Here is a 19,784-nt window from a genome sequence, read left to right on the forward strand (position 1 = left end):
AGCATGGAAAATAAGATTGGAGAGGCGAAAGTGCAGAAGGTCAAAAACTGGTCGCCGGTGTGGATCTTCCCCATCGTGACGGCGTTGATCGGTGCATGGATCCTGTTTTATCACTACAGTCATCAGGGACCTGAAGTGACGCTAATTACCACTAACGCTGAAGGTATTGAAGGGGGTAAAACCACTATCAAGAGCCGTAGCGTAGACGTGGGCGTCGTAGAGAGTGCAACTCTGACCGACGATTTGACGCACGTGGAGATTAAAGCTCGGCTGAATTCAGGTATGGAGAAACTGCTCCATAACGATTCCGTATTCTGGGTGGTTAAACCGCAGGTTGGCCGCGAAGGGATCAGTGGGCTTGGAACCCTGCTTTCGGGCGCTTACATCGAATTGCAGCCTGGCTCTAAAGGTAGCCAGCCAGGGCGTTATCAACTGCTCGATGCACCGCCACTTGCACCACCAGATGCAAAAGGGATCCGGGTCACGCTCGACAGTAAGAAAGCAGGACAACTCAGCCCCGGCGATCCGGTGCTGTTCCGCGGATATCGTGTTGGTTCAGTTGAGACCAGCAACTTTGATGCGCAAAAACGGACGATCAGCTATCAGCTCTTTATCAATGCTCCCAACGATCGTCTGGTGACCAGCAATGTGCGTTTCTGGAAAGACAGCGGCATTGCGGTCGATCTGACTTCAGCGGGGATGCGCGTTGAAATGGGATCCTTAACCACGCTGTTTGGCGGCGGGGTGAGTTTTGACGTACCGGAAGGGATGGAGCTTGGTCAGCCCGTTGCGGCAAAAACAGCCTTCAGGCTGTTTGACGATCAGAAAAGCATTCAGGATGCGCTCTATACCGACCATATTGATTACCTGATGTTCTTTAAAGATTCGGTTCGCGGCCTGCAGCCTGGTGCGCCGGTTGAGTTCCGTGGCATTCGTCTGGGGACCGTCGGTCAGGTACCGTACTTTGTTCCGGGTCTTCATCAGGTACTCGATGATGATTATCGAATTCCGGTCCTGATTCGAATTGAGCCTGAGCGCTTAATCAACCAGATTGGCCAGAATCAGGATATCGGTGCGCATATTTCTGAACTGATGAACCGTGGATTGCGTGGATCGCTTAAAACCGGGAATCTGGTCACAGGGGCGCTGTATGTTGATATGGACTTCTATCCGAAAGCACCTGTGGTGACCGGCGCTCGCGAGTTTGGTGGTTATAAAATTATCCCAACGGTTAGCAGTGGCCTGGCGCAGATCCAACAGCGTCTGATGGAAACGCTGGATAAAATTAATAATCTGCCGTTGAACCCAATGCTTGAGCAAGCGACAAACAGTCTGACTGAAAGCCAGGCAACGATGCGTCGTCTGCAAACAACGCTGGATAATATCAACAAAATTACGGCTAATCAGTCAATGCAGCAACTTCCGCAGGATATGCAGAAAACGTTGCGTGAACTGAACCGGAGTATGCAGGGCTTCCAGCCGGGGTCAGCCGCATATAACAAGATGGTGGCGGATATGCAGCGTCTGGATCAGGTCTTGCGTGAATTGCAGCCCGTGTTGAAAACGCTGAATGAGAAGAGTAACGCGCTGGTATTTGAAGCGAAGGACAAGAAAGATCCTGAGCCGAAGAGGGCAAAATAATGAAAAAATGGCTATTGATCGCCGGAGCAGTGGTTTTAACGGCCTGTAGTTCAGGAAGCGATAACAAGAGTTACTACCAGCTGCCGTTGGTAACCCAGGCGGCAGGGCAAAGTTCTGCCAGCCAGGGGAACCGTCTGCTTTGGGTTGAGCAGGTAACGATACCTGATTCCCTCGCCGGAAACGGCGTGGTGTATCAGACCAGCGAAGTGCAGTATGTGATTGCGAACAACAATCTGTGGGCAAGCCCACTGGATCAGCAATTGCGCAACACGCTGGTGGCCAATCTGAGCAGCCAGCTGCCGGGTTGGGTTGTCGCTTCTCAGCCGCTGGGTAGCGATCAGGATACGCTGAACGTAAACGTCACCGGGTTTCATGGCCGTTATGATGGAAAGGTCGTGGTCAGTGGTGAATGGCTGCTGAACCATCAGGGGCAGCTTATCAAGCGTCCGTTCCATCTTGAGTTGAAACAGCAGCAGGACGGCTACGACGAGATGGTGAAAGTATTGGCTCAAGCCTGGGCTCAGGAATCGGCGAGCATTGCGCAAGAGATTTCCCGCCTGCCATAAGTAAAATTCATCACTTCAGGCCGCAATCAGTATATTGCTGATTGCGGCCTTTTTTTCGTTTTGACTTCAGGTTGTTACTTGTGCCAGTTCACATATTTTGTACAAATGAACTTCTGTGTAGTTCACAAATATGACATTGGCGTGAATTTTGCGCATTGACGGTAGGAGTGATTCGGGTTATTCGTTATCTGTGTTTGCACATTTTGCATTCACTGTTTTCTTTCCACCAGACCAAAGAATGAGGGAAACGAGGCATGAAGAGACAGAAACGAGATCGCCTGGAAAGGGCTCATCAACGTGGTTATCAGGCTGGCATCGCTGGACGCTCAAAAGAAATGTGTCCTTATCAGACGATAAATCAAAGGTCACAATGGCTGGGAGGCTGGCGAGAAGCCATCGGAGACAGGGTACTTCTTGCTTGATAACGTCTCTTTAGAAACAGAAACCTCCGCATCGCGGAGGTTTCGCCTTTTTGCCTCAATGAAAGCAAAATCAGAAAGCAGACGTGTCCTGGAACAGACCGACTTTCAGGTCGTTTGCGGTGTAGATTACGCGGCCATCTACCAGAACTTCGCCATCCGCCAGACCCATTACCAGGCGACGGTTAACAATACGTTTGAAGTGAATACGATAGGTGACTTTCTTCGCGGAAGGCAGAACCTGACCGGTGAATTTCACTTCACCCACGCCCAGCGCGCGGCCTTTGCCTTCACCGCCCAGCCAGCCCAGATAGAAGCCAACCAGCTGCCACATCGCATCCAGACCTAAACAGCCAGGCATTACCGGATCGCCGATAAAGTGACAACCGAAGAACCACAGGTCCGGGTTGATATCGAGTTCCGCTTCTACATAACCCTTGTCAAAGTTGCCGCCGGTTTCGGTCATTTTCACGACACGGTCCATCATCAGCATGCTTGGAGCGGGTAACTGCGGGCCTTTAGCGCCAAACAGTTCACCACGACCAGAGGCAAGAAGGTCTTCTTTTGTATAGGATTCGCGTTTATCTACCATGTTCTCAGTAAGCCTTATTTTATTGAAGCACGCAGGATAGCTAACACGTGTACGCTGAACAAGTCCGATCAGTTCGGGTTAAACCAGCTCAGCCAGCGCAACGGCCACGGGTAACGATGACGAGCATCCTGTTGCATAGCCTGAGCGATGCGTTCCTGGATAGTTTGCATCAGCGTCGTTTGCACTTCGCCATCCCAGACCTGATTTGTCAGTAAGGGTAGCGCATCTGTAATATCTTCGATTGCCCAGATAGAAAATTGCTCAGCTTCAACAGCATCGAGCACGTCCTGACTCAGGCTCAGATGGCGTGCATTTGGCGCAGGAATAATGACACCTTGCTTGCCACTAAAACCACGCTGCTGGCATATGGAGAAGAATCCTTCGATCTTTTCATTCAGTCCGCCTACGGGTTGAGCGCGCCCGAATTGATCGACAGAACCGGTAATCGCAATGCTCTGATTGACCGGAACATCTGCAAGTGCACTAATTAGCGCACAAAGTTCGGCCATAGAAGCACTGTCACCGTCCACTTCACTGTAAGACTGCTCAAACGTCAGCGAGGCAGAGAAGGGGATCTGCTGCTCCAGCTGAAGCTGCGACATCAGGAAGGCCTGCATAATCATCATACCCTTGGCGTGGATATTCCCGCCAAGTTCAGCCTTACGCTCAATGTCCGTAAATTCCCCATCGCCAATGTGCACAACACAAGAGATGCGAGAAGGCTCGCCAAATGCGCGTGGGTGGCCGGGAAACTCAATGACCGACAGCGCGTTAATTTGTCCAACGCGTTCGCCTTCAGTTTCGACCAGAATCTGTTCAAGCAGGATCTCATCCTGCATCCGATCGGCCAGATAACCTTCGCGCCATTCACGCTGCGCCAGCATCTGCGTCAGTTGCTCACCAGTAAACGATCCCTGACCGCTAATCACGCCGACTTCGCGCAGCTGTTTGCTTATCCATAGTGGGCACAGTGGCAGCGTTTCCTGATCGCCTGTGTAGCGTGTTGCTTCGCGGATCAACCCGGTCCACGCATCAGCAGCAGGGATCGGTAGCTCGTCACGCCCGGCGATATCCACCACCCACTGGCACCATTGAGCCATGTCATCCGCATCAGCAATCTGAATGTTTTCTTCAAATTCTGTATAAACCGCCTGTCCGGAAAGCTCTGGCTCCATTTCCTGGAAATCAGCCAGCGACTCGCGATCGCCAGTCAATATCACTTTTAGCGAGACAGGCATCGGCGGAATTGCGACAGGCAGCGGGCGTGATTCATCCCAACCCACCCAGTCAAAACGCTGGTGAGTGACAATCGTCTTCAGGCGCATCCACAGCAGCGGTTGTGCGAGAAGAGTGCGCAGAGAGATAATCAACACTCCACCGTTGGCTTTATGCACAAGGCCTGGTTGTAAGCTTAGTTGGCCATTAAAGTGGCGAAGACAACCAAAGAGCTGCTCAGCTTCAGCCCACTCCGCAGTAATAACTTCACCGGTAGCGGCGAAATTATCATCAGCCGTTTTAGCGGGTTCGAAAGTGACATCACTTCCCACGATACGATATTGGCCGCCAAAAAGCGTGTTCTCTTCTGGCTGCAATTGACGCACGGCATCGGCCATTAAAGCTAAATATTCAGCTTCTTCTGGCGCCTTCAGGAGCATGAAGGGGGAGGTTGTCCATGGACTTAACGTCTGCTCAAGCGCGTAATGCAAACGCGGTTGTGTATCGCTAAGGATGGAGTCGTGTTCTTTTGCGAGGTCTGGTCGTACAAATAGTTCCTGATAGCTTTCCGTATCTGGAACCAGGTCACGCCATGCTAGTTTCGTAATGGTCAAAGTGGATGTTTTTTAGTTAGATGTAAAACGGTGGATTATACCGCAAGCCTTGACCCATTCCCATGCAGTATTGGGTATTTCAGGCGCGGAATGCGACGCAGCAGCGTACTGGATATGATTTCTTTTCAGCAGATTGCGAAAAAACTGATATTCTGAACTGAGTTACGAGGTAACACTGAGATCGCAATGAAATATCAACAACTGGAAAATCTCGAAAGCGGCTGGAAATGGAAGTATCTGGTCAAAAAGCACCGGGAAGGGGAGCTGATCACCTGCTACATCGAAGCCAGTGCTGCAAAAGAAGCGGTAGATTTATTGCTGACGCTCGAGAATGAACCCATTCAGGTTAATAGCTGGATAGAAAAACATATCAATCCGGCCCTGATGAACCGCATGAAACAGACTATCCGCGCTCGCCGTAAACGGCACTTTAATGCGGAGCATCAGCATACGCGTAAGAAGTCTATCGATCTTGAATTTATGGTTTGGCAGCGATTGGCCGGGTTGGCTCAGCGACGAGGAAAAACGCTTTCGGAAACTATCGTACAGCTGATTGAAGATGCGGAACACAAAGAGAAGTATGCCAGTCAGATGTCCACGTTGAAGAACGATCTTCAGGCTATGTTAGGCAAAAAATAGTCTCTCACTTTTCTTCAGGCAATAAAAAACCCCGCATTGCGGGGTTTTTTTTAGACGATAACTTATGCCGCAGGCTGAGTTACAACGTCTTTGATACCTTTAACTTCGATCTCTACGCGACGATCTGGTGCCAGGCAGTCGATCAGTGCAGCGCGAGGTTTCACGTTGTCACAGGTATTGCCAGTCACTGGGTTGGATTCGCCCATACCACGTGGAGAGATCTTGTTAGCAGGGATACCTTTAGATACCAGGTAATCTACTACAGACTGAGCACGTTTCTCGGACAGACCCTGGTTGTAAGCGTCAGAACCGATACGGTCGGTGAAGCCCAGAACCACTACTGAACCGTCTTTCGGGTCAAGGTTGCTCAGCTGGGTGTACAGCTGATCCAGTGCCTGCTGACCTTCTGGTTTCAGAGTCGCTTTGTTGAAGTTGAACAGAACGTCAGACTTCAGAGTGAAGTGCTTGGTCTGTACTTCTGGAGCTGGGGCTGGAGCAGGAGCAACGATCGGAGCTGCTTCTTCCTGCTGGCCAAAGCGGTAGGAAACACCCACGCTCAGCATGCCATTGTCAGGACGAACGCCAACGGTGTTACCGTCGCCGATGTTGTTAACCCACTGGTATTCCAGACGGGTAGCGATGTCACGGGTCATAGCCCACTCTACGCCGCCAGCGAATACTGGAGATACGCCAGTGTCGTGGTCGTCGCCAGCAATGCTGTTGCTGGAGTCAGCGCGCCATACCATGCCGCCCAGACGGGTGTATACGTCCAGATCGTCAGCAACTGGGTAACCCAGTTTAGCGGTCAGCTGTACGCCTTGAGCTTTGAATGCGCCGTTAACGTTGTCGCCTTTGTATGGCATACGACCTAACCAGTCGTAACCCATTTCAAAACCAACATACGGGTTAACCTGATAGCCACCAAACGCACCTGCACCGAGCTGGCTTTCGTGAGTTGGACCATCGTTGTTCAGCTGGCTGTTGTACCAGCCAGTGTCGTGGAACTGAGACCAGCCCAGTTTGCCACCTGCATACCAGGTATTATCTTTCGGAGCGGCCTGCGCTACGGTAGCGAAGCCAGCCAGTGCCACTGCAATCGCGATAGCTGTCTTTTTCATTTTTTGCGCCTCGTTATCATCCAAAAATCGCCATGAAGATCTCGTCGAGAAATCACGGTTAAATCCTTCACCGGGGGGCGAGCTCAAACTAGTAACTCTACCGATATCTTCGGCTTAGACCGAGCACCCCTGGCGATGTAAAGTCTACAACGTACTTGAAAACTTACAAGTGTGAACTCCGTCAGGCATATGAAAAAAAAATTTCCGTATACATAATATTTAACATTTCGAGGGCAGATTTTATGCAGTAAAATTAACGGGAACCGCGCCACACAAGCTTTGTCGATGTTTTCAGTTATGGAACCAATTGTGTGTCTGGATGTCGAAAAAAAATTCCAGGAATACTCTTAAATTTGCTCAATGATACAAATTAGAGTGAATTTTTAGACCGGACAGCTGTCCTCTGCCGAAAGAACCAGGACGAACCGGACGCATAATGAAACCGATCGCGTCACCTTCTTCAGCCGCTTCTGCCAGGCGAAAATGTTCCTCTTCCGTCAATTCATCTGACAGCCAGCCGATCACTACGCTGTAATTCCCTGTGCGCAATGCGCGAACCATGGAGTCGACGGTATGGCAGGGCGCAATTTGGCTGATTTGCATTACCTTTGTGAGCGGCAAACCCGCTGACTGGACCCATTCGCGACTCAATTTTTGCTGCGGAGTCAACCAGAGCTGCCAGCGAGATTGCTGTCCAAGCTGCTGTAAAAGCGGCAAAAGTAGCAATTGTGTCATCATGGGCTGGTCTTCACGATATACCACCTCACTAATCAACCCGGTAGAAACACGCCCGGAAGTATTTTGCGTGCCATTGCCAGTGGAAGAAGAAAAAGATGTTGAGCGATTTGCATAGCCTGAAGTGTGCATAATCATTCCAGCCCTGTAGTTACTGTATGGATATACAGTAACCCCTGTCCGACTAAAGATCAACCTCATTTTCTGAAAGCGTCTCGCAAATTTCGTTTTAGATCGGCCTATCACGAAAAATCATCTTGCCGTATGACGATAAGTTGCCTATTTTCCTGCTAACGGATCCGGTAGTAAGAAAAAATGGTTGTTACTCTATGATTTATATGGTGAATATCATGAAAAAGATATCTTATGAACGGATCTATGCATCCCAGGAATACCTCTCCCCATTAGGGGAAATACATCATCGTGCCCTTTTTGGGGGATATACATTGGCTATTGATGAGGCCGTCTTCGCGATGGTGGCCAATGGGGAGCTCTATCTGCGAGCCTGTGAACAAAGTGCCCCGTACTGTGTGAAACATGCCTCTTCCTATTTAACGTTGGTAAAACGTGGTCGGCCAATACTGCTGAACTATTACCGTGTTGATGACGGTTTATGGCAAGACCGTTCGCAACTACTGCAACTCTCAAGTTTCGCTCTGGAGGCTGCCCGAGAGGACCGCTACCAGCGTCATCAGCGGCTTCGTCTTAAAGATCTGCCTAATTTGACCTTTCAGATTGAAGTCCTTCTTTGCGAGGCAGGGATTACCAGCGAAGCCATCCTCCGCACGCTGGGTGCCGAGGAGAGCTGGTTGAAACTCAGAGCCAATAATAAACATCTCAGTATCAAGATGTTGTTTGCACTGGAGGGGGCGATTGAAGGGTTGCATCAGGCAGCCCTCCCGACAGGCAGACGTCGGGAGTTAACTGAGTGGTTTAATGCGCTTCCTGTTCCGACTGATAGTCATTCCGGTAGCCAGTAATCTGCTGCTGTAATCGACAGATTTCAGGCAACAGTGCGATGAGCAAACCTATTTGCTGCAGCACAAGCGGCGCTTTGTTGTCTGTTCCGGGATCGAAATGAGCAATACGTTGACTCAGCTCATCAATTGCCTTTCGGACGCGTGACTCATCGACAGGACGATGATGAAGGGCATCATCGACGTAGCATACGGCGTCATCCAGCAGCGCGAGGATGCCAGGATGGCTTAGTTGCTCACGATGAGCCCCTAATGTAGAAATATAACTGGTGAAGGTATGGTTCAAACAGAGCAGGCGAAACGCGACTTCACGAATTTCTGCGGTCGCTCGCGGCTCCGTTGACATGTTTGAAACCACCGACGCCAGTTCCGCATCGCGGTTATGCGCGTCACGTCTGGCAATGCGATAGGCCAGACGATTGTCGCGGCCCTGGTGATATTGCTCAAGGATCGCATCCAGATACCGACAGTTGGCATTGATAGCGAGTTCCAGCGCGCGCGGCAAATTGCGAAAACGCCAGTCCGGCCAGATAAAACTCACCGCCGCCCAGGCAATCCCGCAGCCAATCAGCGTGTCGAAAACGCGCGGTAGAGCGACCTCGAATCCTTCGCCTAAAAGATTGAAGCACAGTAAAACCAGCAGCGTGATAAACATGGTGGCATGAGCATACTGAACGTTACGGAATGCGAAGAATAGCACGCCGGTAATGACGATCAGGATCAGTTGCCCTTCAACAGAGGGAACAAAGAAGAGTACGGGAAGACCGATAGCAACGCCCACCAGTGTGCCGATAACGCGTAGCGCCAGCCTGTGGCGGGTTGCGTTATAGTTTGGCTGACAGACAAACAGACTGGTGAGCAAAATCCAGTAGCCGTGGTGCAAACCAGTAATCTGGATAAAAGCGTAACCTACGCATAGCACCGCAGACATCCGCACGGCGTGGCGAAACAGCGCCGACTCCGGGGTGAAGTTTCGGCTGAGACGCAGCCACATATCCGACGCGCTATGCGGACTATCATCGGCAAGCTGGTTTTCGGCATCGTTACCTGAAATCACTAACGCATGTTCAGACTCGATAGTGGCAAGCTGCGCATCTATCGCTCGTAAGTTATTCAGTAAGAACCCCAGCGCTTTCATTTGTTCTGGTGATGTTCCGCTGGCCTGAACGCGATCCAGCGCCGCATCAAGATGAGTAAACGCGCGCTCAAAGCGGGGATCGTGCTGGTAAGGTGTTCGGAGCAAAATAGAGCGGGCCAGTTGCTGGCACGCCTGGGACTGCATCGACAGCAATCGCTGAAAACGGAACATCACGTCGCTATAGCGAAATTTCTCGCGCAGCGCAGCGTACTGGATATGCGAAGAGCTGGCGCGTTCATGAATATCCTGAGCAACAAAGTAGTAATGCAAAGTTTGTCGTGTTCCACGCTGACCACGATCGCCGCGCAGGCGCGTGAGCAGTGACGCTTTAGTCTGATTTAACGTCGTGACCAGTTGCCCGTTTGCCAGCGCCAAATCGTAAAGCGGTGCCTGACTCTCTTCTTCAATGTCGGGATCGAACAGTCGGGATTTTAGTTCAAGATAATGCGCCAGCTGTTCGTAACTTCTGGCGAGGTTGTCCTGCAGAGGGCGAATTGGAAAAAGAAGATGTCCGGTTAAAGTGAGCAGGTTATACCAGATAGCCCCCAGCAAGAGCAGTAGCGGTTGTTGATACCACTGGTCGTAAAGTGAGACCCCCAGCATGGTATAAATCGCAATCAGAAGGGCGCCAAAGGCGATGGTGGCGTAGCGCTGTCCAAGCCCACCCAGCAGGATGAAACCGCTGGTAGAAATCATCAACCCCAGGGCAAACAGCCACGGCCAGGGGAAGAGCAGTTCCACCGAGGCGGAAGCGATGAAAAAACAAACCAGTGTAATCACCAGATTGCGCAGACGCCCGGCCAGCCGGTCGTCAAGATCGGCAAGCGCGCCCGCCACCACTCCAAGCGTGAGCGGAATGGTTAGCTTCACCTCGCCGAGCCACCAGGGAAGGGCTGCTGCGCCGCAAAGCGCAATGAAAATCCTGACGTTATAGAGCCAGGCACTGTTCCATGTGTATCTGCGAAGCAATGGGCTTAGCATGAGAGCCGCTTATCCTTATTTACTGAAAACGAGCGCGAGCACTGGCTTCGCGTGCTGCCTGGGCGACTTCCACAGCGACCACCCGGCGACCGACGGGCCACAGCGCAATAGCCGCAATCTTGAAGTTAGCAATGCCCACCGGAATACCAATAATCGAAATACATTGTGTAATACCCACCGCGATGTGCATCAGGCATAACCACCAGCCAAAGAAAATCAGCCATAAAATGTTCAGTAATGTACCACCGGTATTCATCAGGGCGTTTTTATTGCCGGGGTTGAGTTCATCAACATGAACGGCTTCGTTACCGTATGGGACAAAAGAAAGTTTGGTAATTTCCCAGCATGAGCGCGTTAGCGGAAGCGTAAAGATCAGAACGACGCTCACCAGCGTGGCGAAAAGCCAGGAAAGCGTGGTGGCAAAACCGCCAAGGACAAAATTCAAAATATTCAGAACGGTACGCATATACTTTCACTTCCTTTCGATATGATTAACGCCTGATGATTGTAACGTTTTTTTAGGCTGGAGCACCTGAAAACTGGCGGTTAAACTAATGAACAAAATATCACTTCGTGGATCAGGCTGGACATGGAACTAAAAGCAACATCATTAGGCAAGCGCCTGGCGCAACATCCGTACGATAAGGTTGTGCTGCTTAACGCCGGCGTGAAAGTCTCAGGCGTTCGCCACGAATATCTTATTCCTTTCAATCAGTTGTTGGCCATTCATTGCAAGCGCGGTTTGGTATGGGGCGAGCTGGAATTCGTTCTTCCGGCAGAGAAAGTGGTTCGCCTGCACGGGACTGAGTGGGCTGAAACGCAGCGCTTCCATCATCATCTGAATATGCTCTGGCAGCAATGGAGCGACGAGATGAGCAAGGTCGCTGAGCAGGTTCTCCGCCAGGTCTTAGACGATATCGCCCAAAGTCATGAACAAAAGAAATGGCTCACTCGTGCGCAGACCGCCGGGATGCAACAGCGTATTCAGCAGGCATTGACTGCGCTGCCCTTGCCTGTTTCACGACTTGACGAGTTTGAAAATTGTCGCGACGCATGGCGTCAGTGCAAAGCATGGTTGACTGATATTGAGCGCAGCAGGCTGGAGCATAATCAGGCCTGGACCGATGAGATGCTGACTCAACATGCGGATTTCTTTAGCCATATCGAATCTTCACCCTTAAATCCGGCTCAGGCGCGTGCGGTGGTGAATGGTGAGCATTCGCTTTTGGTGCTTGCCGGGGCGGGCAGCGGCAAGACCTCGGTGCTGGTGGCGCGTGCTGGTTGGCTATTGGCCAGAGGTGAAGCCACACCTGAGCAAATTTTATTGCTGGCATTTGGCCGAAAGGCTGCGCAGGAAATGGATGAGCGAATCCAGTCGCGGCTTCATACCAACGACATTTCTGCCAGAACGTTTCATGCCCTCGCACTGCATATTATCCAGCAGGGTAGTAAAAAAGCCCCGGTAATCAGTAAGCTGGAAAATGATACCGGAGCCCGACTGTCTCTGTTTATTAAGACATGGCAGCAGCAGTGTAGTGAGAAAAAGGCTCAGGCGAAGGGCTGGCGTCAGTGGCTGGAAGAGGAGCTGGAGTGGACGGTTCCGGAAGGCAGTTTCTGGCAGGACGAGAAACTGGCGCGTCGGCTGGGCCCACGCCTGGATCGATGGGTCAGTCTGATAAGAATGCACGGTGGTTCGCAGGCCGAGATGATCGAGAGTGCGCCAGAAGACGTGCGCGCGCTGTTCTCGAAACGCGTCAAACTGATGGCGCCGCTACTGAAAGCCTGGAAAACAGCGTTAAAAGAAGAGAATGCGGTCGATTTTTCCGGCTTGATTCATCAGGCGATTATCCTTCTGGAGAAAGGGCGTTTTGTCAGTCCGTGGAAGCATATTCTGGTGGATGAGTTCCAGGATATCTCTCCGCAACGCGCTGCGTTACTGGCAGCCTTACGCGCGCAAAATAAACACACTTCACTCTTTGCCGTGGGCGATGACTGGCAGGCGATCTATCGTTTTAGTGGCGCGCAGCTGTCGCTGACAACGGCTTTTCACCACTACTTTGGTGAGGGAGATCGCAGCGATCTTGATACCACATATCGCTTTAATTCCCGCATTGGTGAGATAGCGAACCGGTTTATTCAACAGAACCCGCATCAACTGGCAAAACCGTTAAACAGCCTGACCGCTGGCGATAAAAAAGCAGTCACAATGTTGCCAGACGATCAGCTGGAGGCGTTACTTGATAAGCTCAGCGGCTTTGTAAAAGCAGAGGAACGCATCCTGGTACTGGCGCGTTATCACCACCTCAAACCCGCTATGCTTGATAAAGCGACCACGCGCTGGCCTAAGCTACAACTCGATTTTATGACGATTCACGCCAGTAAAGGACAACAGGCAGACTATGTCATTGTGGTCGGATTGCAGGACGGCAGCGATGGCTTCCCGGCCCCGGCGCGTGAGTCAGTGATGGAGCAGGCGCTGCTTCCGGGGGCGGAAGACTTCCCGGATGCCGAAGAGCGTCGGCTGCTTTATGTCGCGATGACCCGGGCGCGTCATCGGGTCTGGCTACTGTTCAGTAAAGAACAGCCGTCGCGCTTTGTGGAAATACTGAAAAATATGGATGTTCCAACAGCTAAAAAACCGTGATTTTGCCGGGCGAATATCTATGCCCGGCGTCCTGGTTACTTCAAACGCTCAGCCAGATAGCGCGGGTAATCTGGGATCAGGATCTCAACCGGCGTGTTGAAATGGGGCGATTCGATAATAAAGTCTGCAGTCGAGAGATTAGTGGCAACCGGAATATTCCAGACGGTTGCCAGGCGCAGCAGGGCTTTCACATCCGGATCGTGCGGAACCGCATTGAGCGGATCCCAGAAGAAAATCAGCACATCAATTTTTCCTTCTGAAATTTGCGCGCCCACCTGCTGGTCGCCACCCATCGGGCCGCTCAGCATGGCATTCACTTCCAGCCCTGTTTCACGATGAATGAGGTTGCCGGTCGTGCCCGTTGCCGAAAGGGTGTGTTTTTCCAGCAAGGACTGGTGGCGCTGAACCCAGTTCAGCAACATTTTTTTGCAGTGATCGTGTGCGACAAGGGCAATGTGCTTGCGCTCAGGTAGTGTACGTGTCGTCAGTTCCATCATCTTTTCCGTCAAGTTAACTCGTTACAAGATGACGGGAAGCGCCTGATGCTGCAAGAGAAAGGGCAAAAAAATGCGGCTTACGACGAAGGTTGTTGCTTAGCCCACTGTAAAAATCGCGTGCGAGTGTCGGGGTCAGCCTGCTGGAACCAGAATTTGAGGCGCTGTTCAGTGAGCGTCTGGGACTGCGGGGGGATCACATCCAGTTCAGAAACGCCGGAGAGAAGCGTACTGTCGTCGGCCATCATGGTGGCGAAACGGGGAACCGATGCGCTTTTACCCGCTTTGTTGTAACGCTCGGTATCCGCTTCATAGTCCAGCCCTTTCGGGGTTTTGGTCAACGCCAGAATATCCAGCTTCACCGGAATCGGCATGGCATCGCCATCCAGTAACTCCATTCGCGGCGAGTCGTCAAACGCTTCGGACTCTTTTTCCGTTTCTAGCCTGGGCAGACTAAAATTAACAAGATTGATTTTTTGCGTATTAAAGCTCACGACCAGCGGCGGAGAGATATAGAGTCGCTGTTCGTGGTTTGACAGACGAATATTTTTTTCGATGCGAAACACGATTTGATGCGGCCCGTTATCCAGCTCAATGCTGTCTGCTCCACGCAACAAAGAACTGGACACTTTTTTGCCATCCAGAACCAGCAGGTCAATGTCCGTGGATAGCCGTAGCGTGGTGGCAAATACGCAAACCGGCATCACTAACGCAATTACAGCAGAGACAATGCCGGTTCTCATAGGAGGCTCCTGTCGAAAATACTTTCGCCGCAATAATGTATCTAAATTTTTCGATAAACACGTTTACTAACATATAGACATATTCCGACGTTTTGCACTCATACAGATGTATGGGATGAATGGTTGCCTGATATTCTTTGGCGTACACTTTAAAAAAAGCCAGGAGAAACACGATGAAAGAGAACGATATTATTGGCATTCTGACCTCAACGCATACCATCGCGCTGGTGGGGGCAAGTGATAAACCGGATCGTCCAAGTTATCGGGTAATGAAATATCTTCTGGATCAGGGCTATCACGTTATTCCCGTTTCGCCAAAAGTGGCGGGGAAAACGCTGCTGGGGCAACAGGGTTATGCCACCCTTGCGGATGTTCCGGAAAAAGTCGATATGGTTGATGTGTTTCGCAATTCGGAAGCGGCCTGGGGCGTGGCGCAAGAGGCTATCGCTATTGGTGCTAAAACGCTCTGGATGCAGCTTGGGGTGATAAACGAACAGGCGGCCGTGCTGGCGCGCGAAGCGGGGCTGAACGTAGTGATGGATCGCTGTCCGGCGATTGATATTCCGCGTTTAGGTTTGGCGAAGTAAGAAAAAGCCCGAACATTTCGGGCTTTTTTGATCAGTTCCGCAGGCGCGGAGCCTGGAGCTGTTTACGTATGGTTTGGGCAAGCTCATCCATCGACGGCTGTTCCGGGTGTTCGTCCTGCGGCTCGCTGCTCAGCTGTGCCTCGGCGAGATAGGTATGAACAGGCTGACCGTCATCATCTTCCATCACCACATGATACCAGGGCGTGGCACGCAGTTCTGCGTTAACCGCCAGCTCATCGGCGGACGGTTCTTCAAGGGAGTATTCCGGATCAATATCCACCACCACACCCAGATAACCTAACAGGGAGTGGCGAACCTGCTGGCCGATTCCGTATTTGCTGGCAATCATAGTCACCTCCCGGGAAACATTACTTACACCTTAAGTGCGGGCAATATTCCACTTTTCAAGTTACATGACGCGACAGGCAAACCCTTTCAGATACAACCCTTCCGGATAGGTAGCGATCACAGGATGATCGGCTGCCTGACGGAACTGCTCTATAAATTGTACATCACGACCAGCATCTACAGCAGCATCGGCGATCAGTTTCTGAAATAAATCGGTGGTCATCAGGCCAGAGCAGGAGAAGGTCAGTAAAATCCCGCCAGGGTTGAGCAGCTGGATGGCGAGCATATTAATATCTTTATAACCGCGGCAGGCGCCCATCAGCTGGCTTTTGTTTTCCACAAACTTTGGCGGATCCATCACGATGACGTCGAATTTTTCGCCCTGGTCGCGGTATTTACGCAACAGCTTAAACACGTCATCGCGCACAAATTCCGCTTTGCTCAGATCCAGTTTGTTCAGCTCGACGTTTTGTTTAGCGATGTCCAGTGCCTCCTGAGAGGTATCCACGCTGACAACCTGGCTGCACCCCCCCATCAATGCCGAAACCGCAAAACCACCGGTGTAGGAGAAACAGTTCAGTACGCGTTTATTGGCAACGTACTGACGCGTGGCCAGGCGGCTGTCGCGCTGATCGAGGTAGTAACCCGTTTTATGGCCACCCTGAATATCGACGTACAGCTTCATACCGTGTTCTTCAATCGGCAGAAGGGCAGGGGGCAGTTCGCCAGTCACTGTTCCTTGCGTGAGCTCCATTCCCTCTTTCTTACGCACTGCCACATCGCTGCGATCGTAGATAGCACATTCCGGATAGAGCGTTTGCAGGGCGCTGATTAACGCCGCACGCTGATATTCAGCGCCTGCGCTTAACAGCTGCAGCACAAGAAAGTTGCCGAAGCGATCGATCGTCACACCCGGCAGACCGTCGGATTCACCTGCAATCAGACGATAGCTGTCCAGCCCGTCACGTTTTGCCAGCCAGTCACGCCACTGCTGAGCCTGCAGCAAACGGCGAGTGAAAAAGGCGATGTCGATGGTTTCATCTTTTTCGAAAGACCAGACGCGTGCGCGGATCTGTGATGCCGGCGAGTATGCGCCGCGTGCCAACCATTTCCCCTGATGGTCAACGATATCGATGGTTTCACCGAGGCTGGCTTTACCTTCCATGCGTGCAACGGCACCGGAAAATACCCAGGGATGACGGCGCAGTAATGACTTCTCGCGCCCTTTGGCTAACACTAAACGGGAAAACCTTGTAAAATCTGTTTTTTGGTTTTGTTCTGCTATGTTCATTAGGTACTCCCATGGAAAAACGTAAGCTATACAGTTATATACGATGGTCGAGTGATAAACAGGCAAAAGGTTCATCACTACAGCGTCAATTGGAAACGGCGCGTAGGGTAGCACATGAAAACGATTTAGAGCTTGTTGAAATCATTGATGCTGGATTATCTGCGTTTAGATCGAAACACCTTGAGAAAGGCAGTTTAGGTGCATTCATAGAAGCTGTGAAGGTAGGTCAAATTGCTAGCGATTCGTGGCTTACCGTCGAAAGTTTAGATCGAATAAGTCGTGATGCAATACTGAAAGCTCAAGGGTTGTTCATGGAGTTGCTTGAATTGGGGATAACCATCTACACCGGGATGGATAACCGCATCTACACCAAATCAAGTGTAACGGATAATCCAATGGAATTGATGCTTTCCATCATGACCTTTTCGCGAGCCAATCAGGAAAGCATGGTGAAGTCGCAGCGTCAAAAATCGGCAACGCAACTTAAAATCAACAAATTCAATGCTAGTGTTCGAGCAGATAATGGTTATCCGCATGCAATACGCAACTCTGGTGCGAACGTTTTTTGGTCTGATGTATCAGACGGAACTGTTCGACCGCATGAATATTACTTTCCGATAGCAAAATTGATTGTTTCACTTCGATTGAAAGGATGGGGATATATGAGAATAGCAAAGCATCTCAATGAAAATTATACCCCTCCGAAAGGAACTGCTAAGCGAAAGCATTTCAAAGACCTTTGGTCTCCAAAACTCATTTGTAACTTTCTGCAATCAAGAACGCTAATGGGTGAAAAATCAATTCGCGTTGATGGAGTTGAACATATTCTGAAGGGGTATTATCCTCAGGTCATCAGCGAAAATGAATTTTACAGTTTACAAAACGTTATCAACCGTAAACTCGCTAACGAACCTAATAACTATATTCCTTTGTTAACCGGGATCAGACGCTTTAAATGTGGATGCGGAGCAGCAATGGTTGCGTTCTTTCAGTACGACAAAATCAGATACCGCTGCGATGGTATGAAGTCATTAGATAAGCGCATGCATTGCGGTGCAAAGTCCTTTAATGGTGCTTCAATTGAGAATGCAATCGTTCAGATATGTGCCGACAAGATTTTCAAGGATGTGAAAAGTCATACTTCGAATGTTGGGCCGATACAGGCAATGCTTGTTGAAGCGAAAAGAAAGTATAACCGTGGTATGGATATGCTTCTTGAAGATACTGCTCCACAGGGTTTGAATATCAAGTTAATCGAGCTCGAGAAACAGATAGAAGAATTGCAAAAAAAAATGAATGATGAGTTAGTTAGCGAAGCTGGGGTTAATTCTTCTGTGAGCTGGGGGGCTGTGCCTAAAAATTATAGAGATGTATTCAATACGGAACGGTTAGAAATTAAACAAAAAATACAAGCAAGTACGTTATCTATTATCTGTACAACGATTAAAACAAAGGGCCATCTTTTCGAAATCAAATTTAATGATGGTGATGTCATTCGATTTTTTAGTGATAAAAGACGTGTACATGTTGATGTTCATAGCATTAACAACGCAGAGATTATGCAAAGTGAAGGGATAATACTACATGATCACTTTGATTATCTGGTGGATCTGTAAGTATCCCTGTAAAACGAACCATTCACTTTTAGAGATCTTCCGACATACTGTTTATGTCCCCTGAGGAGATCGTCATGCGCAAAGCCCGATTCACCGAGCACCAGATCATCACCGTTCTGAAGTCTGTCGAAGCCGGACGCACCGTCAAAGATGTTTGCCGCGAAGCGGGAATATCGGAGGCCTCGTATTACAACTGGAAAGCAAAGTACGGCGGTATGGAAGCCTCTGATATCAAAAAGATGAAAGATCTTGAGGACGAAAACCGCCGACTCAAACAGATGTTTGCCGATCTCAGTCTGGAATGCCGGGCGCTGAAAGACGTCATTGAAAAAAAGCTTTAAAACCAGCGATAAAGCGGGAACTCGTCGGTTATCTGACCTCGCAATTTATGATGAGCACTCGCCAGGCATGCAGGACGTTATCGCTGAGCAGGACGGTGTACTTTTACCAGCCCGATACCCGGCGTGATGAACCGGTGATCCACGCGTTGACTGAGCTGGCGGAGCGCTATCCACGATACGGTTTTAAGAAGCTGTTCCAGCTACTGCGCAGGCAAGGCAACACCTGGAACCACAAACGCGTGCACCGGATTTACTGTCTGCTGAAACTGAATTTTCGTCGCAGGGGAAAGCAGCGTCTGCCAGTACGCAACCCCGCGCCACTGGCCACGCCGGAAGCGCTAAACCAGAGCTGGTCCATCGATTTTATGCATGATGCTCTGGTCTGTGGCAGACGCTTCAGAACCTTCAATGTGGTGGATGACTTTAACCGCGAAGCGCTGGCGATAGAAATTGACCTGAATATCCCGGCCCAACGCGTTGTGAGAGTGCTGGACAGGATCGCAGCAAACCGGGGCTATCCGCTGAGGATGCGGATGGATAATGGCCCGGAACTTATCTCAGTGGCGCTGGCGCAGTGGGCCGAAGAACATGGGGTAGTGCAGGAATTCATCAAGCCAGGTAAGCCGACACAGAACGCGTTTATCGAGCGCTTTAACCGGACGTACCGGACAGAAATCCTGGATTTTTATTTGTTCAGGACACTGAATGAAGCACGGGAAATCACGGAGCGCTGGCTGGCCGAATATAACAGCGAGCGACCTCATGAATCCCTGAATAATCTGACGCCGGAAGAATACCGGCTGATGGCTGAAAAACCGGAACTCTCAAAAAGTGTGTGGAGCTAAAACAGGTATGCTTACATCAGGTATACCCAAACGAGATGATAGATGTCTGAGACATTTATAAAACTAAGTTGAAGTACCAGCGATATAACAAAAGTGTTGATATATATCGATGAAAATTTGGGAGGGGGGTTATTTCACCATCTGAGTCAGTTCATAAACCCAGTCAGGTAAAATCAGATTTTGGGAAAGAGTTTCTTGTTGCCCCTGAACATATTGCACGTAAAATAATCAGACATTCTT

Annotated in this window: 19 protein-coding genes; 9 read left to right on the forward strand and 10 right to left on the reverse strand. The window is 50.4% G+C overall.

All coding sequences use genetic code 11. The annotated features are described in order from the left end of the window. The first annotated feature begins 3 nt into the window (after positions 1-3). The 3 genes from pqiB (at position 4) to rmf (ending at position 2,629) form a co-directional block, all read left to right on the forward strand. Positions 4-1,641: an intermembrane transport protein PqiB gene (gene pqiB / locus SOM82_RS07385; RefSeq protein WP_320460052.1), complete on the forward strand. Its 1,638-nt coding sequence runs from the start codon at positions 4-6 to the stop codon at positions 1,639-1,641. Next, complete coding sequence (pqiC, locus tag SOM82_RS07390; RefSeq protein ID WP_320460053.1) at positions 1,641-2,207, forward strand: membrane integrity-associated transporter subunit PqiC; 567 nt, start codon at positions 1,641-1,643, stop codon at positions 2,205-2,207. Before pqiB ends, pqiC begins: the two co-directional genes overlap by 1 nt. Before the next feature lie 254 nt (positions 2,208-2,461). Beyond that, the gene (rmf, locus tag SOM82_RS07395; RefSeq protein WP_100780687.1) at positions 2,462-2,629 is read left to right on the forward strand and encodes a ribosome modulation factor; all 168 of its coding nucleotides are present in this window, start codon (positions 2,462-2,464) and stop codon (positions 2,627-2,629) included. Between the two features lie 70 nt (positions 2,630-2,699). Here the strand turns inward: rmf and fabA are convergent, their stop codons facing one another. Then, complete coding sequence (gene fabA / locus SOM82_RS07400) at positions 2,700-3,218, reverse strand: bifunctional 3-hydroxydecanoyl-ACP dehydratase/trans-2-decenoyl-ACP isomerase (protein WP_095281476.1); 519 nt, start codon at positions 3,216-3,218, stop codon at positions 2,700-2,702. Positions 3,219-3,286: 68 nt separating this feature from the next. Next, on the reverse strand, positions 3,287-5,047 hold the full coding sequence (locus tag SOM82_RS07405) for an AAA family ATPase (protein WP_320460054.1): 1,761 nt from the start codon (positions 5,045-5,047) through the stop codon (positions 3,287-3,289). Between the two features lie 186 nt (positions 5,048-5,233). Between SOM82_RS07405 and matP the strand changes: the two genes are divergently transcribed. After that, the gene (gene matP / locus SOM82_RS07410) at positions 5,234-5,686 is read left to right on the forward strand and encodes a macrodomain Ter protein MatP (protein WP_154127863.1); all 453 of its coding nucleotides are present in this window, start codon (positions 5,234-5,236) and stop codon (positions 5,684-5,686) included. 62 nt (positions 5,687-5,748) lie between these two features. On the opposite strand, the gene ompA is transcribed toward matP, so the two are convergent. Both ompA and sulA read right to left on the reverse strand, forming a co-directional pair. Beyond that, positions 5,749-6,804, reverse strand: coding sequence for a porin OmpA (ompA, locus tag SOM82_RS07415; RefSeq protein ID WP_154127864.1), 1,056 nt, complete (start codon positions 6,802-6,804; stop codon positions 5,749-5,751). A 357-nt stretch (positions 6,805-7,161) separates the two neighbouring features. Continuing rightward, positions 7,162-7,671, reverse strand: coding sequence for an SOS-induced cell division inhibitor SulA (sulA, locus tag SOM82_RS07420; RefSeq protein ID WP_320460055.1), 510 nt, complete (start codon positions 7,669-7,671; stop codon positions 7,162-7,164). A 218-nt stretch (positions 7,672-7,889) separates the two neighbouring features. On the opposite strand from sulA, the gene SOM82_RS07425 reads away from it, so the two are divergent. After that, positions 7,890-8,519, forward strand: a complete 630-nt coding sequence (locus SOM82_RS07425; protein ID WP_320460075.1) for a TfoX/Sxy family DNA transformation protein — start codon at positions 7,890-7,892, stop codon at positions 8,517-8,519. Here SOM82_RS07425 and yccS read toward each other — a convergent pair. Both yccS and SOM82_RS07435 read right to left on the reverse strand, forming a co-directional pair. Continuing rightward, positions 8,473-10,635 (reverse strand): YccS family putative transporter, encoded by a 2,163-nt coding sequence (gene yccS, locus SOM82_RS07430; protein WP_320460056.1) that lies wholly within the window; start codon positions 10,633-10,635, stop codon positions 8,473-8,475. The genes SOM82_RS07425 and yccS overlap by 47 nt on opposite strands. 19 nt (positions 10,636-10,654) lie before the next feature. Further along, positions 10,655-11,101, reverse strand: coding sequence for a YccF domain-containing protein (locus SOM82_RS07435; protein ID WP_320460057.1), 447 nt, complete (start codon positions 11,099-11,101; stop codon positions 10,655-10,657). A 123-nt stretch (positions 11,102-11,224) separates the two neighbouring features. Here SOM82_RS07435 and helD point away from each other — a divergent pair, with 123 nt between their 5' ends. Then, a complete protein-coding gene (helD, locus tag SOM82_RS07440; RefSeq protein ID WP_320460058.1) occupies positions 11,225-13,279 on the forward strand; it encodes a DNA helicase IV in 2,055 nt (684 codons plus the stop codon). A gap of 35 nt (positions 13,280-13,314) precedes the next feature. On the opposite strand, the gene mgsA is transcribed toward helD, so the two are convergent. Both mgsA and csgI read right to left on the reverse strand, forming a co-directional pair. Beyond that, positions 13,315-13,773 carry a methylglyoxal synthase gene (mgsA, locus tag SOM82_RS07445; RefSeq protein ID WP_320460076.1) on the reverse strand — a complete coding sequence of 153 codons (459 nt, stop codon included), beginning with the start codon at positions 13,771-13,773 and terminating at the stop codon, positions 13,315-13,317. An 80-nt stretch (positions 13,774-13,853) separates the two neighbouring features. After that, positions 13,854-14,516 carry a curli synthesis inhibitor gene (csgI, locus tag SOM82_RS07450; protein WP_154127871.1) on the reverse strand — a complete coding sequence of 221 codons (663 nt, stop codon included), beginning with the start codon at positions 14,514-14,516 and terminating at the stop codon, positions 13,854-13,856. 173 nt (positions 14,517-14,689) lie between these two features. Here csgI and SOM82_RS07455 point away from each other — a divergent pair, with 173 nt between their 5' ends. Next, positions 14,690-15,103: a CoA-binding protein gene (locus SOM82_RS07455; RefSeq protein ID WP_320460059.1), complete on the forward strand. Its 414-nt coding sequence runs from the start codon at positions 14,690-14,692 to the stop codon at positions 15,101-15,103. A 31-nt stretch (positions 15,104-15,134) separates the two neighbouring features. Here the strand turns inward: SOM82_RS07455 and hspQ are convergent, their stop codons facing one another. Together hspQ and rlmI are read right to left on the reverse strand one after the other, a co-directional pair. Next, positions 15,135-15,452, reverse strand: a complete 318-nt coding sequence (hspQ, locus tag SOM82_RS07460) for a heat shock protein HspQ (RefSeq protein WP_154127873.1) — start codon at positions 15,450-15,452, stop codon at positions 15,135-15,137. A 60-nt stretch (positions 15,453-15,512) separates the two neighbouring features. Further along, entirely contained in the window at positions 15,513-16,742 is a 1,230-nt protein-coding gene (gene rlmI, locus SOM82_RS07465; protein ID WP_320460060.1) for a 23S rRNA (cytosine(1962)-C(5))-methyltransferase RlmI, read from the reverse strand. An 11-nt stretch (positions 16,743-16,753) separates the two neighbouring features. On the opposite strand from rlmI, the gene SOM82_RS07470 reads away from it, so the two are divergent. Together SOM82_RS07470 and SOM82_RS07475 are read left to right on the forward strand one after the other, a co-directional pair. Further along, on the forward strand, positions 16,754-18,358 hold the full coding sequence (locus SOM82_RS07470) for a recombinase family protein (protein ID WP_320460061.1): 1,605 nt from the start codon (positions 16,754-16,756) through the stop codon (positions 18,356-18,358). A 74-nt stretch (positions 18,359-18,432) separates the two neighbouring features. Next, a protein-coding gene (locus SOM82_RS07475) for an IS3 family transposase (protein WP_320460062.1) occupies positions 18,433-19,544 on the forward strand; the annotation gives its coding sequence in 2 pieces (ribosomal slippage) (positions 18,433-18,694 and positions 18,694-19,544; 1,113 coding nt in all). Positions 19,545-19,784: the final 240 nt, after the last annotated feature.

Origin of the sequence: Lelliottia sp. CFBP8978 (genome assembly GCF_034046055.2) — a bacterium.
Lineage (GTDB): Bacteria > Pseudomonadota > Gammaproteobacteria > Enterobacterales > Enterobacteriaceae > Enterobacter.

Bases quoted from the DNA above. Each gene is read 5' to 3' on its own strand.
- hspQ (WP_154127873.1), bottom strand. From the start codon at position 15,452: ATGATTGCCAGCAAATACGGAATCGGCCAGCAGGTTCGCCACTCCCTG.
- SOM82_RS07470 (WP_320460061.1), top strand. From the start codon at position 16,754: ATGGAAAAACGTAAGCTATACAGTTATATACGATGGTCGAGTGATAAA.
- helD (WP_320460058.1), top strand. From the start codon at position 11,225: ATGGAACTAAAAGCAACATCATTAGGCAAGCGCCTGGCGCAACATCCG.
- rlmI (WP_320460060.1), bottom strand. From the start codon at position 16,742: ATGAACATAGCAGAACAAAACCAAAAAACAGATTTTACAAGGTTTTCC.
- pqiB (WP_320460052.1), top strand. From the start codon at position 4: ATGGAAAATAAGATTGGAGAGGCGAAAGTGCAGAAGGTCAAAAACTGG.
- fabA (WP_095281476.1), bottom strand. From the start codon at position 3,218: ATGGTAGATAAACGCGAATCCTATACAAAAGAAGACCTTCTTGCCTCT.
- ompA (WP_154127864.1), bottom strand. From the start codon at position 6,804: ATGAAAAAGACAGCTATCGCGATTGCAGTGGCACTGGCTGGCTTCGCT.
- SOM82_RS07435 (WP_320460057.1), bottom strand. From the start codon at position 11,101: ATGCGTACCGTTCTGAATATTTTGAATTTTGTCCTTGGCGGTTTTGCC.
- yccS (WP_320460056.1), bottom strand. From the start codon at position 10,635: ATGCTAAGCCCATTGCTTCGCAGATACACATGGAACAGTGCCTGGCTC.
- sulA (WP_320460055.1), bottom strand. From the start codon at position 7,671: ATGCACACTTCAGGCTATGCAAATCGCTCAACATCTTTTTCTTCTTCC.
- matP (WP_154127863.1), top strand. From the start codon at position 5,234: ATGAAATATCAACAACTGGAAAATCTCGAAAGCGGCTGGAAATGGAAG.
- pqiC (WP_320460053.1), top strand. From the start codon at position 1,641: ATGAAAAAATGGCTATTGATCGCCGGAGCAGTGGTTTTAACGGCCTGT.
- csgI (WP_154127871.1), bottom strand. From the start codon at position 14,516: ATGAGAACCGGCATTGTCTCTGCTGTAATTGCGTTAGTGATGCCGGTT.
- SOM82_RS07455 (WP_320460059.1), top strand. From the start codon at position 14,690: ATGAAAGAGAACGATATTATTGGCATTCTGACCTCAACGCATACCATC.
- rmf (WP_100780687.1), top strand. From the start codon at position 2,462: ATGAAGAGACAGAAACGAGATCGCCTGGAAAGGGCTCATCAACGTGGT.
- SOM82_RS07425 (WP_320460075.1), top strand. From the start codon at position 7,890: ATGAAAAAGATATCTTATGAACGGATCTATGCATCCCAGGAATACCTC.
- mgsA (WP_320460076.1), bottom strand. From the start codon at position 13,773: ATGGAACTGACGACACGTACACTACCTGAGCGCAAGCACATTGCCCTT.